This window comes from Pseudomonas sp. MYb541, assembly GCF_037479595.1.
Taxonomy (GTDB): domain Bacteria; phylum Pseudomonadota; class Gammaproteobacteria; order Pseudomonadales; family Pseudomonadaceae; genus Aquipseudomonas; species Aquipseudomonas canadensis.
This window is the reverse complement of record NZ_JBBGYS010000001.1, coordinates 1-13695: the sequence shown is the minus strand read 5'-3', so window position 1 is coordinate 13695 and position 13695 is coordinate 1. Positions and strand designations below refer to the sequence as shown.

Here is a 13695-nt window from a genome sequence, read left to right as displayed (position 1 = left end):
AGCCCTAGGCGCTGAAGCCACCATCAATGGTCAGGCTTGCACCGGTGATGTAGCCCGCTTCCGGCCCCGCAAGGTAAGCCACAAAGCTAGCGATCTCTTCGACATGCCCATACCGACCCACCGCCATCAACCCAATCAAACTCTCGGCAAAATCACTGTTCGCCGGGTTCATATCGGTATCCACCGGCCCAGGCTGCACATTGTTGATGGTGATACCCCGTGGCCCCAAATCCCGCGCCAGACCCTTGGTCAACCCCACCAGCGCCGCCTTGCTCATCGCATATGGGCCACCACCGCCAAACGGCATGCGTTCGGCATTGGTGCTGCCGATGTTGATCACCCGACCCCCTTCACCCATATGCTTGGCCGCTTCCTGGGTGGCGATAAACACGCTGCGTACGTTGATCGCCAAGGTCTGGTCAAAATCTTCCAGCTTGAAGTCTTCCAGCGGCGCGATGGCCAGCACACCGGCGTTGTTCACCAGAATGTCCAGGCGGCCAAAGGCTTCGACCGTGGCGTTGACCGCGTTGCGGATGGCGCCGGCATCGGCACTGTCGGCGTGGATCGCCAGGGCTTTGCCGCCTTCGCTGATCACGCTGTTCTGCAATTCTTCAGCCTTGGCGGCTGAGCTGACGTAGGTAAAAGCGACTGCTGCACCCTGCGCCGCGAGGCGTTTGACGATAGCGGCGCCGATGCCGCGAGAACCGCCTTGAATCAAGGCGACTTTGCCGCTGAGGTTCTGTGTGGTCATGTCGATCTCCTAGCTGTTCAAGGCGGGATGCCTTGTTGTTGGAACCGAGTATCGACCTCGCCAGCCCCTCCCGGTAGACCGTGATTGCTATAGTCTGTGTAAACCAAAAGTTTAGAGTGGGTCGGTATGGAAAGCTTTGGCAGTATCGAATGCTTCGTGCGCAGCGCCGAAGGTGGCAGCTTTGCTGAAGCGGCGCGGCACCTGAGCCTGACCCCTGCAGCCGTCGGCAAAAGTGTCGCCAAGCTGGAGGCGCGCCTGGGTGTGCGCTTGTTCCAGCGCAGCACTCGGCGCCTGACGCTGACCGAGGCTGGCAAACTGTTTCTCGACGAAGTCAGTGGCAGCCTCACCACCATCCAGAACGCCGTGGCCAACCTGGCCAGTGCCGAAGGACGGCCAGTGGGCACGCTCAAGGTCAGCATGGGTACGGTGTTTGGTAATCGGTATGTGGTGCCGCTGCTGGGGACGTTCATGCAGCGGTTTCCGGATATCAGCCCGGACTGGCATTTCGATAACCGCCAGGTCGACTTGATCGGGCAGGGCTTCGATGCCGCCATTGGTGGTGGTTTCGAGCTGCCCCAGGGCGTGGTGGCGCGCAAGTTGACGCCGGCTCATCGCGTGTTGGTGGCGTCACCGGGCTACTTGGCGCAACGCGCTTCGGTATCAACCCCAGAGGACTTGGCGCGTTGCACCGGGATTCTCATCCGCTCACCGCAAACCGGCCGCATCCGCTCCTGGCAATTGACCAGCACCGAGCGTGAACACCGCCCGCTGGTGCTCAAACCAGGCATGACCATGAGCGACTCCGAAGCCGCCTGCTGCGCCAGCGCCCAGGGCCTGGGCATCGCTTTGGTGAGCATGCCCATGGCGGTGCCGTTCCTGGACAGCGGCGCGGTGGTGCGGGTGCTGCCCGAGTGGTACGTCGACGACGGTAACATCTCCATTTACTACGCCGAACACAAACTGCTGCCCGGCAAGACTCGCGCATTTGTGGATTTCATCATCGAGCAGTTTTCCGAGCAGCAGTTGGGGCAGCGATTCAGTGCCATTTGATTGCACTCTCACACCGCATCGCGGCCATCGCAGGCAAGCCAGCTCCCACCTTGGAATGCATTCCCCTGTGGGAGCTGGCTTGCCCGCGATGGCCACACCTCGGTCTACCGTCCGAACTGGCCCGGCCAGCCAATCACCTTCTTCGCCCTCGGCGTCGCATAAGTCCTGATCTTCGATGTCGACAACCCCAACCGCACCAGCGACTCGGCGATGGTCACCGCAGCGGTCACACCGTCCACCACCGGCACACCGGTGCGCTGGCGAATCTGCTCATCCAGCCCGGCCATGCCACCACAGCCCAGGCAGATCACCTCGGCCTTGTCTTCGCTGATGGCCAGTTCGGCCTGGCGCACGATGGCTTCCATGGCCGCCAACGGATTTTCTTCCAACTCCAGCACCGCCATCCCACTGGCCCGCACCGAGGCACAGCGTTGGTACAGGCCGGCCAGTTTCAGGCGGTCTTCGATCAGTGGGACGGTGCGGTCCAGGGTGGTCACCACCGAGTAGGCGTGACCGAGGAACATCGCCGTGCTGGCGGCCGCTTCGGTGATGTCCACCACCGGCACGTTCAGCAGTTCCTGCAAGCCTTCACGGCCGTGCTCGCCGTAGCCGGCCTGGATCACCGCGTCGAACGGCTGGTCGTAGGCCATCACCCGGTCCATCACCGCGATGGCCGCCAGGTAGCTTTCAAAGTTGCCTTCCACCGACTCCGCGCCGAAGTAGGGCGTGAGCCCGACAATCTCAGTGCCGGGCGCAGCCACCGCCCGTGCCTGCTGGGCGATGGTTTCAGTGATGGATTCGGTAGTGTTGACGTTGACCACGAGGATACGCATGGAATGTCCTTGATTAATGACTGACGTTATCGACTGCAATGCTTTCGCCGCTGACATCGGCGTAGAACGGCTGACGCTTGGCGATCAGCAGGTACAGCACCCCTGCAATACCGGCGCCAAACATCCACGAAAAGGGCGAGACGCTGGCGAAACCGGGCAGCAGCGCCAGGAGAATGGCAATCACGGCTGCGGGAATAAAGGCCGCTACTGCGCGTAAATTGACCCCACGGCTGTAGTAATAAACGCCATTCGGGTCTTCGCTATACAGCTGCAATACGTCCACCCGGCTTTTACGGATCAACCAGTAATCCACCATGATCACCCCATACAGCGGCCCCAGCAGGGCGCCCAGGCCGGAAAGGAAATAGACGATCACCAACGGGCTGTTGTAGAGGTTCCACGGCAGAATCAACACCGCCACGGTGGCGCTGATCAACCCTGCGCGACGGAAGTTCAGGTACTTGGGCGCCAGGTTGCTCAGCACAAAGGCCGGTGCGACGAAGTTGGCCATGATGTTCACTGCCACGGTGACGATCAGGAACGCCAGGCAACCGAGCACCAGGAAAAAGGTGCTGGGAATCGCCGCGATGATTTCAGTGGGGCTTTCGATCACCCGGCCATTGAGCTGGAATTGCCCGCCACACAGCAGCACGGTGATCACGGCAAACACCAGGATATTCACCGGCAGGCCCCAGAAGTTGCCAACCTGGATGGTTTTGCGGCACGGCGAAGAGCGGGCGAAGTCGCAGAAATTGAGGATCAGCGTGCCGTAGATCGCCAGCCACAGCGCGCCACCGGCAAATATATTGCGCCACATCTCGCCGCCGCGCAGCGGTTCGCGGATCGACCAGGCGATATTCCCAGCGGTTTGGAAATACATCCAACCAGCCAACGATGCCACCGTCAGCAGAATCACCGGCCCGGCGAAGCCTTCGTAGCGCCGCACCATCTCCATGCCGTAGGCCAGGATCACCAATTGCACCAACCAGATCGCCACGAAACAGGCCCAGCCGAGCGACGACAGGCCCAGGATCGAGTTGTGGTCGTAGTCGGCAAAACCCGGATGAATTGCCGTTAAAAGCACTCGGAAAACTACCGAAGCCAAGTAGGTCTGGATACCGAACCAGGCAATCGCAATCACCGCGCGAATCAACGCCGGAATCTGCGCGCCATGAATGCCGAAGCTGATACGGCTGATCACCGGAAAGGGCACGCCGGTCTTCTGCCCCATGTATCCCGACAGGTTCATGAAGAAGTACACCAGCGCCGCGCCAATCCCTAAGGACAGCAGAGTCTGCCAGCCGCCCAGGCCCAAGGCATACAGGCCAATGGCGAAGGAATAGTTGGCGATGTTGTGCACGTCATTGGTCCACAGCGCAAAGATGCTGTAGCGCCCCCAGCGCCGGCCTTCGACTTTGGTGGGCGCCAAGTCCTTGTTGTGCAGGCGTGGGCTGAGCACCAGCGGGCCTGGCTCGATGGCTTCGGGCTTCAGGGAGGAGGGCAGGTCCAGTGCGATGTTATTCGAGAGGCTTGTACGCATTCCGGCAGGCTCCAGCGCATCCGCAGTCAAGCCGCAGATGGCAAAGTGTATGTAGGTTTTGTATTTATTGTATACAAAGCGCATTTCACCTTAAGCCACTTGCGTGCCAGTTTTTGATCTATGAAAACTGTGGGTAATTTCGTTTTTATAGGCGCAGGAAATAACTAGCTGAATTCAAAGCGATATAAATTGACCGTTTGAACAGCTATTTATTTTGTTGGGTGAAGTGTGTGCAAAACAGCGAGGGTGTTGAGGCGGGGAAGAATGTAACTTTTCGGTGCGTAATTTTATAAGTGCACACAAGAATGGCACTAATGGTGACATTCTTGTGTACAGATCGAGGGTCATGCCTTGCTGATGATATTCCCCGCATGCAGCCCGCATTCCTTCTGCGTGGCTTCTTCCCACCACCAGCGGCCTTCGCGTTCGTGCTGGTTCGGCAGCACCGGGCGGGTGCAGGGTTCGCAGCCGATGCTGATAAAGCCGCGCTCATGCAGGCTGTTGTACGGCAACTCCAGCATACGGATGTAACCCCAGACTTCCTCACTGGTCATCTGCGCCAGCGGGTTGAACTTGTACAGGGTGCGTTCCGGGGTGGAGAAGGCTGTGTCGATTTCCAGCGCCGCCACCTGGCTGCGGGTGCCCGGGCTCTGGTCACGGCGCTGGCCGGTGGCCCAGGCACTGACGCCGGAGAGTTTGCGGCGCAGCGGCTCGATCTTGCGTACGCCGCAGCATTCGCCATGGCCGTCCTTGTAGAAGCTGAACAGGCCCTTTTCTTTGACGAAGGGTTCCAGTTTGCTCTGGTCCGGCGAGATCAGTTCGATGTCGATTTTATAGAACTCGCGCACCTGCTCGATAAACCGGTAGGTCTCCGGGTGCAGGCGGCCGGTGTCGAGGCTGAACACCTTGACGTTCTTGTTCAGCTTCCAGGCCATGTCCACCAGCACCACGTCCTCGGCGCCGCTGAAGGAAATCCACAGGTCATCACCGAACTGGCTGAACGCCAGTTTGAGAATGTCCTGGGCAGATTTGTTGGCGTAAGTCGCGGCGAGTTCAGCGACGTCGAAGGCTTGGTTCATCAGGACGGTTCCTACAGGTCAGTGGCGCTGAGCGCTCTATAGGGGAGCGATGGTATCAAAATCCGCTCTGCGTTGCGGCGGCGAGCTTGAATCGCTAGAGTTCGGCAGTCCTTTTGCTCGCTCAACCGACAACATCAACAATGGGAGTGTCTTGTGGAAATTGCCTGTCTCGACCTGGAAGGGGTGCTGGTGCCGGAAATCTGGATCGCCTTCGCCGAAAAAACCGGTATTGAATCCCTGCGGGCCACCACTCGGGACATTCCCGACTACGACGTGCTGATGAAGCAGCGCCTGCGCATCCTCGATGAACACGGGCTCAAGCTCGCGGATATCCAGGCAGTGATCGCTACCCTCAAGCCGCTGGACGGCGCTGTCGAGTTCGTCAACTGGCTGCGCGAGCGCTTCCAAGTGGTGATCCTGTCCGACACCTTCTATGAATTCTCCCAGCCGCTGATGCGTCAACTGGGTTTCCCGACCTTGCTGTGCCACCGCCTGATCACTGACGAAACCGATCGCGTGGTCAGTTACCAACTGCGCCAGAAAGACCCGAAGCGCCAGTCGGTATTGGCCTTCAAGACCCTTTACTACCGCGTGATCGCCGCCGGTGATTCCTACAACGACACCACCATGCTGGGCGAAGCCGACCGTGGGATTCTGTTCCATGCGCCGGAGAATGTGATTCGCGAGTTCCCGCAGTTCCCGGCGGTGCACACCTTTGAGGACTTGAAGAAAGAGTTCATCAAGGCGTCGAATCGGGCGTTGAGCCTGTAAGTTTTTCAGTGCGGCGGATGGCCTCTTCGCAGGCAAGCCAGCTCCCACCTTTGGGTGGTGTGAACCCGATCAATTGTGGGAGCCGGGCTTGCCCGCGATGGGGCCTCCACAGACGCCGCAAATCTCATATGCCAGCCAGTAAGCGCTCATAAGGAATGCGCATGCCCTCATGCAGGCGCTTGATCATCGACAAGCTCAGCTTGCGCTTATGGTTCAACACTTCTGACACCCGCCCACTGCTACCGATAAAGGGCTCCAGGTCGCGGGCGGTCATGCCCAGTTGCTCCATGCGAAATTTGATCGCTTCCACAGGGTCCGAGGGAGGCATCGGAAAATGCTCTGCCTCGTACTTCTCAATGAGGACAGCAAGAATTTCCAGCTCGTCACCCTCAGGTGAGCCGATCTGCGCTCCCCATATCTGCTCCACGCGCGCAAGCGCAGCAGTTAGATCCGCATGGGAATGTATAGGTTTGATGTTCATCACACGGTCTCCGCGATGATCTGATCGTACTGGGCATGAGTCCCCACGAAACGTATGAACCCAAGCTGTCGCTGATAGTCGATCGCCATGATCACTCGGTACTTGTTGCCGGCCACGTTGAAGACCACCCTGCCACTTTTAAGAATGCTTGCCGCTCTAAGCTCTGCTTTGAGCGCTTGCGGCGTTGGGTCATTCGCCTTTTGCATATGGCGATGCAGCTCGACAAGAGGCGCTTTGGCGTCGGAATAAGCTGAGTGGCTTTCCCAGAATATTCGCAAGGTAGAGAGAGCGATTATTCGCATCGCTGCCACCTCCCAATTTGGGAGATGATAGGTGTGGTTGGGTCGAGATGCAATCTCGGAAATAATTTCTGACGAGTAAGCAGACGCTTCATGTGATCCCTCACAAACGGCGGGTGGACGGTCGGAGCTGGACGCTATCTTCCAGTTCACTCAGCGTCCACAGTCGTTCCGTATCAGGATCTTTCTTCCTGCCTGGCCCTATGTTGCAGATCCAGGAGGAGCCTGGGGGCTACAGGTTTTCCAAAGTTTGTAACAGCACCCGCACCTTGGTCAGCGACTCCTGATACTCCGCCTCCCACTGCGAATCCGCCACAATCCCGCCGCCACCCCAGCAGCACACCTGCCCATCCTTGACCAACAAACTGCGAATGGCGATGGAGCTGTCCATCTCTCCCCGCACATCCAGATACACCAGCGACCCGCAGTACAACCCGCGTCGCGTCGGCTCAAGTTCGTCGATGATCTGCATCGCGCGGATCTTCGGCGCGCCAGTGATGGAGCCGCCTGGGAAGCTGCCGGCGATCAGGTCGAGGGCGTCTTTGCCATCGGCCAATTCGCCGATGACGCTGCTCACCAGGTGGTGCACGTTGGGGTAGCTCTCCAGGCTGAACAGCTCTGGCACGCTCACCGAGCCGGTGCGGCAGGTGCGGCCGAGATCGTTGCGCAGCAGGTCGACGATCATCAGGTTTTCGGCGCGATCCTTGGGGCTGGCCAGCAGTTCGGCGGCGTTGGCGGCGTCGTCTTCGGGCGTCAGGCCGCGGGGGCGGGTGCCTTTGATCGGCCGGGTTTCGACGCGGCGCTCGCTGATATGCACAAAGCGCTCGGGCGACAGGCTCAGCACCGCGCCGTCGTCCGGCAGACTCTGGAATCCGGAGAACGGCGTCGGGCAGGCTTCGCGCAGGGCGCAGTAGGCAACCCAGGGATCGCCCGCGCACGACGCTCGGAAGCGCTGGGCAAAGTTGACCTGGTAGCAGTCGCCGGCCTGGATGTAGTCCTGGATGCGCACGATAGCCTGGCGATAGGCCTCGGCGCTGAGGTCCGGAGCCATGGGGCCTTTAAGCTTGAAGGTCGCCGCGTTGCTGGCTACCGGCTGGCCGAACAGAGTGATCAAGCGTTGTTGCTCGCTGTCGGCCAGTGCCGGATGAAACACAAGCTGGCTGGTCTGCGCCTGATGATCGCTGATCAATGCCCAGGCATATAGCCCGAAGCGCGCGTCCGGCAGGTGCAAATCGTCCGCGGCAAGGTGCGGCATGTGCTCAAGATGGCGACCAAAGTCATAGCTCAGGTAGCCGATCAGCCCGCCCGCAAACGGTAGCTCATAGCCCGCGGGCAGATCCGCCTCGCCCAACTGCGTAAGGTTTTCCCGCAAGCGTTGCAGGAAATCACCACCGCTTTCGTCAGGTGAAACCGTCAATGTCGCTTGTGGCCAGGCGCTCAGCAGGTCATAACGCCCGCGCTCAGCTGCCGGTCGGCCGCTGTCCAGCAGCACCGCGCCAGGCGCATTGCGAATCGCCGCAAAATACGCAGCGGGGTTGGCCTGGTAAGGCAGTGGGTATACAGAGCAGGTCGACATGCGAGGCGAATCAGCTATGGGCATAGAAGGGGCGGCAATTGTACCGCATTCCACTGTAGGCGCCGGCTTGCCGGCGATGCGATCTTCAGCCTTCCACAGGTGGAATATGCCCAAACATTTCCTGCACGAACTTCACGCGTTCTTCCGGGGTTTCCGTCACGCCGGCGGCTTTCAGCTCTTCTAGCCGGGCTTCCACTGCATGGGTGCGCAGGGTCAGGCCACAGTCGTTGGCGATCTGGATATTCAGCCCAGGCCGCGCATTCAGCTCCAGGATCAGCGGGCCTTTTTCCTGGTCGAGCACCATGTCCACGCCGATATAGCCCAAGCCGCACAGCTCATAGCAGCCCGCCGCAAGCTTCATGAAACCGTCCCAGTTGGGCAGTTGCACGCCATCCACCGCGTTGGTGGTGTCGGGGTGTTTGGTGATGATGTTGTTTAGCCAGGTGCCCCGCAGGGTCAGGCCGGTCGCGAGGTCGACACCCACGCCAATCGCCCCTTGGTGCAAGTTGGCCTTGCCGCCCGACTGACGGGTCGGCAAGCGCAGCATGGCCATCACCGGGTAGCCCATCAGCACGATGATGCGGATGTCCGGCACGCCTTCATAGCTGATGCTCTTGAAGATCTGGTCAGGCACCACGCGGTATTCGATCAACGCACGGTCGCGGTGGCCACCGAGCGAGTACAGGCCGGTGAGGATGCTGGAAATCTGATGCTCAATCTCTTCATGGCTGATGATCTTGCCGGACACCGTGCGATAGCGCCCTTCAAAGCGGTCTGCCACCACCAGGATGCCGTCACCGCCGGCGCCCTGGGCCGGCTTGATCACGAAGTCGCTGCGCCCGCCGATGATATCGTCGAGCTTGTCGATCTCCTTCTCGGTGGAAATCACCCCGTACATCTCCGGCACATGAATGCCGGCGGCCAGTGCGCGCTCCTTGGTGATGATCTTGTCATCCACGATCGGGTACAGGCTGCGCTTGTTGTACTTGAGCACGTAGTCGGCGTTACGCCGATTGATGCCCATGATTCCCCGCGCTTCCAGGGCTTTCCAGGTCTTCCAGAAACCGAACATTACTGGTCAGCCTTCAGGAAGGCCTTGAAACGCACCAGCTCGGTCAGGCGGTAGCCGCGATAACGACCCATGGCCAGCATGAAGCCCACCAGAATCAGCAGGATTGCCGGGAAGGTAAACACGAAGTACACCAGCTCCGGCACGCTCATGATCAGGTGCGCCAGGGACGCGGCGAACAGCGTACCAATCGCCACTTTCAGCGCATGGTTGGCGCCGCGCTCTTCCCAGGTGATCGACAGGCGTTCGATGGTCATGGTCAAAATCACCATCGGGAACAGCGCCACCGACAACCCGCGCTCCAACCCCAGTTTATGGCTGAACAGGCTGATCGCCGCGATCAGCACCACCACGAACGTCAGCACCACCGACAACCTCGGCAGCATCTGCAATTTCAGGTGTTCCAGGTACGACCTGAGGGACAGCCCCAGCGCCGTGATAATCGTAAACAGCACAATCCCGAAGCCCAGTTGCGTCTCGCGGAACGCCAGGGCGATCAGCACCGGCGTGAACGTGCCCAGGGTCTGCAGGCCGATCAAGTTGCGCAGGATCAAAATCACCAGCACGCCAATCGGGATCATCACCATGATCATGAAGGTCTGCTGGGTTTGCAGCGGCAGGCCGTACAGCGAATATTCGAGGAAGTTGGCGTCGGTGTTCTCGTCCGTCAGCTTGGCCAGGCGAATCGCGTTCATTTCGCTGTTGTTCAGGCTGAACGTCACCATGGCCTTCTTGCCGCCATCGACGGTGATCAGGTTTTCATCACCGGTCCACCACAGCAGGCGGTCGGTGGGCAGGCCCTGTTCGCCGGTTTCCGGGTTGAAGTACAGCCAGTCACTGCCATTGAAGCTGCGCAGCCAGAGTTCCGGGGTTTGCGGCTGGTCGGCCACCAGGCGGATGGTGTGGACCTTTTCCACCGGTACGTGGGCGATGGACAGCAGCAGCTCGACGATCTTGGCCTTGTGCGGGATGGAGGGGTCGCCCGCCAGCAGCAGCTTCACATTGTCGTCATTGAGGTTGTTGGTGCGCTTGATGGCTTCGCTGATAAAGGTCTCGACGTCGGCCGAGTGCTGGCGGATCGGCGCCAGCAGGGCTTCGGCGGCGATTTTTTCCGGGCCTTCCACGGCAATGCTGTCGCGGAAGGTCGGGCCCTTGACCTTGACCTTTTCACCGCTGTAACGCTTGGTGAGGACCAGGCGGTAATACAGGGTCTGGTTGCCCTTGGCGCGGCGTGCCGACCAGGTCACCTTGCGGTTGCCGTCGGTGCGGTTGACGCTCACGCCGTAGTTGTTCGAGATAAAGCTCTCGTTGAGGCTGACGAAGTCGCGGCTCAGGGGCGGCACGAACATCTGGATCTTCACAGGGTCTTTCGGGTTGGCGACGAACTCGACCTTGGCGTCGATGTTCCACAAGTCGTCGGTGGCGTCCTCGGTGACGGGGATCCCCAGCACGAAGATCTGGTAGGCGGTGACCGAAATACCCAACACCACCAGGATGGCGATGAGGATTTTCAGGTGCAGGGTCAGAGAGCGCATTCGGTTTACTCGGCGGTATGAGCGTCGGCGGCGCAGGCGGGTTTGCCTGCTGCGTATTTAAGACTGGGGTCGACCAGCGCATCAAAGCGTTTCAGCGCTTCGGAGCCGATCAGCAGCGGGTATTGGAATGCGCTGCGGTCAGTCAAGTTCACTTCGATGCTGCGTAAAGCGGTGCCCATGCAGATATCCAGGGCAATCACCGGACGGGCGGTGTAGTTCTTGTCCTCATCGGGGTCATAGTCACCGGCGCGGCGCTTGATCTTGCTGACGCGGGCCAGGGGGCGTTCGATGGGGTGGGAATGGGCGGTGTCGATGGCCAGGTAGAAACGCACCCAGGATTCGCCGTTGCGCTTGAAGCGCTTGATATCGCGGGCACTGAGGGAGGCGGTCTTGGCGCCGGTGTCCAGTTTGGCGGCGACTTCCAGGTCGATCCCGGCCAACTGGGCGTATTCGTTGAGGCCGTACACGGTCTTCTCGGCGGCGACGCCAAGGCCCGGTGCAGCCAGGAGGCAAATCAATAGAAGGAAGGGCTTGAGTCTCATAAATCCCGAGGCGGTGCAGTGCGATGTTCAATTCAAGGCGACTGGCATTACTGCGCAAGCTCCCTCGTGCGCCGTTTCATCTCGCGATGTCAGGCAAAAGTGGCGGGCATTCTAACATGATGCTTTTTTGGCGCCAGCGCTGGCAGGCGGCCATGCCCTGCAAGGGTGCATCGGCGGTTATTAGACGATTGTCGACAATATGGATTTATTCTTTGACTATCCAGGGCTGATTGGCTAGTTTTTGCGGCATTGCTTTTAAAGGTGTCGACAATATGCTGGATCAGCTGGAATCCCCAGTGGTGGCGCAAGACGATTCCCAGACCATGTCCGAGAACGTCTTCCGGCGTATCCAGGCCGCCATCGTCAAGGGTGAGATCGCTCCCGGCAGCAAGATCTCCGAGCCGGAACTGGCGCGCACCTATGGCATCAGCCGCGGCCCGCTGCGCGAGGCGATCCATCGGCTGGAAGGCCAGCGCCTGCTGGTGCGCGTGCCGCATGTCGGCGCTCGGGTGGTTTCATTGAGCCACGCCGAGCTGATCGAGCTCTATGAAATCCGCGAATCCCTCGAAGGCATGGCCTGTCGCCTGGCCGCCGAGCGAATGACCGATGCGGAAATCGAAGAGCTACGCCAGGTTCTGCATACCCATGAGCGCGATGAAGCCTTCCAGGCCGGCCTTGGTTACTACCAGCAGGAGGGCGACTTCGATTTTCATTACCGGATCATTCAAGGCGCCGGTAACCGTACCCTGACCCAAATGCTCTGCGGCGAGCTGTACCAATTGGTGCGCATGTACCGCATCCAGTTCTCCGCCACCCCCAATCGTCCACGCCAGGCCTTTGCCGAGCACCACCGCATCCTTGACGCAATTGCCGATCGCGACGGTGAACTGGCCGAACTGTTGATGCGCCGGCATATCGGCGCATCCAAACGCAACATTGCCCGTCACTTCCCGGACGGCACTGCCCAATCACGAGGTGAATGATGAGTTCCAATAATAAGACGACTCCAGGCCAGCGTTTCCGTGACGCGGTCGCCAGCGAGCATCCTTTGCAGGTGGTCGGTGCAATCAATGCCAACCACGCGCTGCTGGCCAAGCGCGCCGGTTTCAAGGCGATCTACCTGTCGGGTGGCGGTGTGGCTGCCGGTTCTCTTGGCGTGCCGGATCTGGGGATTACTGGCCTGGATGACGTGCTGACTGACGTGCGCCGCATCACCGACGTCTGCGACCTGCCGCTGCTGGTGGACGTGGACACCGGTTTCGGCTCCTCGGCGTTCAACGTGGCGCGCACGGTCAAGTCGATGATCAAGTTCGGCGCGGCCGCGATCCATATCGAAGACCAGGTCGGCGCCAAGCGCTGCGGCCACCGCCCGAACAAGGAAATCGTGTCCCAGCAGGAAATGGTCGACCGCATCAAAGCTGCCGTGGATGCGCGCACCGATGACAGCTTCGTGATCATGGCCCGCACCGATGCCCTGGCGGTGGAGGGTTTGGAGTCTGCGCTGGAGCGCGCCGCCGCTTGCATTGAAGCCGGCGCCGACATGGTGTTCCCGGAAGCCATCACTGAACTTGAGATGTACAAGCTCTTTGCGTCAAAGGTGAAGGCCCCGATCCTGGCCAACATCACCGAGTTCGGCGCCACGCCGCTGTACACCACCGAACAGTTGAAATCTGCCGATGTTTCCATCGTGCTCTACCCGCTCTCGGCCTTCCGCGCCATGAACAAGGCCGCCGAGAACGTCTATACCGCGATCCGTCGCGATGGCACCCAACAGAACGTGATCGACACCATGCAAACCCGCATGGAGCTTTACGATCGCATCGACTACCACACCTTCGAGCAGAAGCTCGACGCGCTGTTTGCCGCCAAGAAATAAATGCCTGACGAACAACTGTAGGAGCCGGCTTGCCGGCGATTGCGCCTTCGAACCTGGCGCAAGCCTCAAGGGCCTATCGCCAGCAAGCCGGCTTCTACAGGGCCGCGATTAACCAAGGCCTCCTTATAAATACAAGACTGGAGAAGAGAAATGGCTGAAGCAAAAGTACTGAGTGGCGCCGGCCTACGTGGCCAGGTGGCGGGGCAGACTGCACTGTCCACCGTCGGCCCGGCCGGCCCCGGCCTGACCTATCGCGGCTACGACGTGCGCGAACTGGCCGCCGACGCGCAGTT

The 13695-nt window shown here is 60.1% G+C and carries 14 protein-coding genes; 4 read left to right on the top strand and 10 right to left on the bottom strand.

Annotated features, from left to right (window positions below):
* Positions 1–4: 4 nt before the first annotated feature.
* Complete coding sequence (locus WH299_RS00075) at positions 5–751, bottom strand: 3-oxoacyl-ACP reductase family protein (protein ID WP_033901224.1); 747 nt, start codon at positions 749–751, stop codon at positions 5–7.
* A 126-nt stretch (positions 752–877) separates the two neighbouring features.
* Between WH299_RS00075 and WH299_RS00070 the strand changes: the two genes are divergently transcribed.
* Positions 878–1801 carry a LysR family transcriptional regulator gene (locus tag WH299_RS00070; RefSeq protein WP_339549348.1) on the top strand — a complete coding sequence of 308 codons (924 nt, stop codon included), beginning with the start codon at positions 878–880 and terminating at the stop codon, positions 1799–1801.
* Positions 1802–1905: 104 nt separating this feature from the next.
* Here WH299_RS00070 and WH299_RS00065 read toward each other — a convergent pair whose 3' ends face one another.
* The 3 genes from WH299_RS00065 to WH299_RS00055 form a co-directional block, all read right to left on the bottom strand.
* A complete protein-coding gene (locus tag WH299_RS00065; protein ID WP_068935389.1) occupies positions 1906–2634 on the bottom strand; it encodes an aspartate/glutamate racemase family protein in 729 nt (242 codons plus the stop codon).
* 13 nt (positions 2635–2647) lie between these two features.
* Entirely contained in the window at positions 2648–4174 is a 1527-nt protein-coding gene (locus WH299_RS00060) for an NCS1 family nucleobase:cation symporter-1 (protein WP_339549347.1), read from the bottom strand.
* A gap of 344 nt (positions 4175–4518) precedes the next feature.
* On the bottom strand, positions 4519–5253 hold the full coding sequence (locus WH299_RS00055; protein ID WP_003214958.1) for a phosphoadenylyl-sulfate reductase: 735 nt from the start codon (positions 5251–5253) through the stop codon (positions 4519–4521).
* A gap of 153 nt (positions 5254–5406) precedes the next feature.
* Here WH299_RS00055 and thrH point away from each other — a divergent pair, with 153 nt between their 5' ends.
* On the top strand, positions 5407–6024 hold the full coding sequence (thrH, locus tag WH299_RS00050) for a bifunctional phosphoserine phosphatase/homoserine phosphotransferase ThrH (protein ID WP_095017258.1): 618 nt from the start codon (positions 5407–5409) through the stop codon (positions 6022–6024).
* Positions 6025–6148: 124 nt separating this feature from the next.
* On the opposite strand, the gene WH299_RS00045 is transcribed toward thrH, so the two are convergent.
* The 6 genes from WH299_RS00045 to rloA form a co-directional block, all read right to left on the bottom strand.
* Positions 6149–6505: a helix-turn-helix domain-containing protein gene (locus tag WH299_RS00045; RefSeq protein WP_339549346.1), complete on the bottom strand. Its 357-nt coding sequence runs from the start codon at positions 6503–6505 to the stop codon at positions 6149–6151.
* Positions 6505–6807, bottom strand: coding sequence for a type II toxin-antitoxin system HigB family toxin (locus tag WH299_RS00040; RefSeq protein ID WP_339549344.1), 303 nt, complete (start codon positions 6805–6807; stop codon positions 6505–6507). The genes WH299_RS00045 and WH299_RS00040 overlap by 1 nt, the downstream gene beginning before the upstream one ends.
* A gap of 229 nt (positions 6808–7036) precedes the next feature.
* The gene (gene pabB, locus WH299_RS00035; RefSeq protein WP_339549342.1) at positions 7037–8380 is read right to left on the bottom strand and encodes an aminodeoxychorismate synthase component I; all 1344 of its coding nucleotides are present in this window, start codon (positions 8378–8380) and stop codon (positions 7037–7039) included.
* Between the two features lie 85 nt (positions 8381–8465).
* On the bottom strand, positions 8466–9452 hold the full coding sequence (locus tag WH299_RS00030; protein ID WP_016979244.1) for an alpha-L-glutamate ligase-like protein: 987 nt from the start codon (positions 9450–9452) through the stop codon (positions 8466–8468).
* A complete protein-coding gene (gene rloB / locus WH299_RS00025) occupies positions 9452–10984 on the bottom strand; it encodes an osmotic stress tolerance membrane protein RloB (protein ID WP_122726520.1) in 1533 nt (510 codons plus the stop codon). The genes WH299_RS00030 and rloB overlap by 1 nt, the downstream gene beginning before the upstream one ends.
* A gap of 5 nt (positions 10985–10989) precedes the next feature.
* A complete protein-coding gene (rloA, locus tag WH299_RS00020) occupies positions 10990–11526 on the bottom strand; it encodes a retropepsin-like aspartic peptidase RloA (protein ID WP_028617525.1) in 537 nt (178 codons plus the stop codon).
* A gap of 272 nt (positions 11527–11798) precedes the next feature.
* Between rloA and WH299_RS00015 the strand changes: the two genes are divergently transcribed.
* The gene (locus WH299_RS00015) at positions 11799–12509 is read left to right on the top strand and encodes a GntR family transcriptional regulator (RefSeq protein ID WP_016979247.1); all 711 of its coding nucleotides are present in this window, start codon (positions 11799–11801) and stop codon (positions 12507–12509) included.
* On the top strand, positions 12509–13402 hold the full coding sequence (gene prpB, locus WH299_RS00010; RefSeq protein WP_028617524.1) for a methylisocitrate lyase: 894 nt from the start codon (positions 12509–12511) through the stop codon (positions 13400–13402). The genes WH299_RS00015 and prpB overlap by 1 nt, the downstream gene beginning before the upstream one ends.
* Positions 13403–13695 lie beyond the last annotated feature (293 nt).

Coding starts and splice junctions, on each gene's coding strand:
- WH299_RS00040 (WP_339549344.1), bottom strand. CDS start 6,807: ATGCGAATAATCGCTCTCTCTACCTTGCGAATATTCTGGGAAAGCCAC.
- WH299_RS00045 (WP_339549346.1), bottom strand. CDS start 6,505: ATGAACATCAAACCTATACATTCCCATGCGGATCTAACTGCTGCGCTT.
- pabB (WP_339549342.1), bottom strand. CDS start 8,380: ATGTCGACCTGCTCTGTATACCCACTGCCTTACCAGGCCAACCCCGCT.
- rloB (WP_122726520.1), bottom strand. CDS start 10,984: ATGCGCTCTCTGACCCTGCACCTGAAAATCCTCATCGCCATCCTGGTG.
- prpB (WP_028617524.1), top strand. CDS start 12,509: ATGAGTTCCAATAATAAGACGACTCCAGGCCAGCGTTTCCGTGACGCG.
- WH299_RS00015 (WP_016979247.1), top strand. CDS start 11,799: ATGCTGGATCAGCTGGAATCCCCAGTGGTGGCGCAAGACGATTCCCAG.
- WH299_RS00065 (WP_068935389.1), bottom strand. CDS start 2,634: ATGCGTATCCTCGTGGTCAACGTCAACACTACCGAATCCATCACTGAA.
- WH299_RS00070 (WP_339549348.1), top strand. CDS start 878: ATGGAAAGCTTTGGCAGTATCGAATGCTTCGTGCGCAGCGCCGAAGGT.
- WH299_RS00075 (WP_033901224.1), bottom strand. CDS start 751: ATGACCACACAGAACCTCAGCGGCAAAGTCGCCTTGATTCAAGGCGGT.
- WH299_RS00060 (WP_339549347.1), bottom strand. CDS start 4,174: ATGCGTACAAGCCTCTCGAATAACATCGCACTGGACCTGCCCTCCTCC.
- rloA (WP_028617525.1), bottom strand. CDS start 11,526: ATGAGACTCAAGCCCTTCCTTCTATTGATTTGCCTCCTGGCTGCACCG.
- WH299_RS00030 (WP_016979244.1), bottom strand. CDS start 9,452: ATGTTCGGTTTCTGGAAGACCTGGAAAGCCCTGGAAGCGCGGGGAATC.
- WH299_RS00055 (WP_003214958.1), bottom strand. CDS start 5,253: ATGAACCAAGCCTTCGACGTCGCTGAACTCGCCGCGACTTACGCCAAC.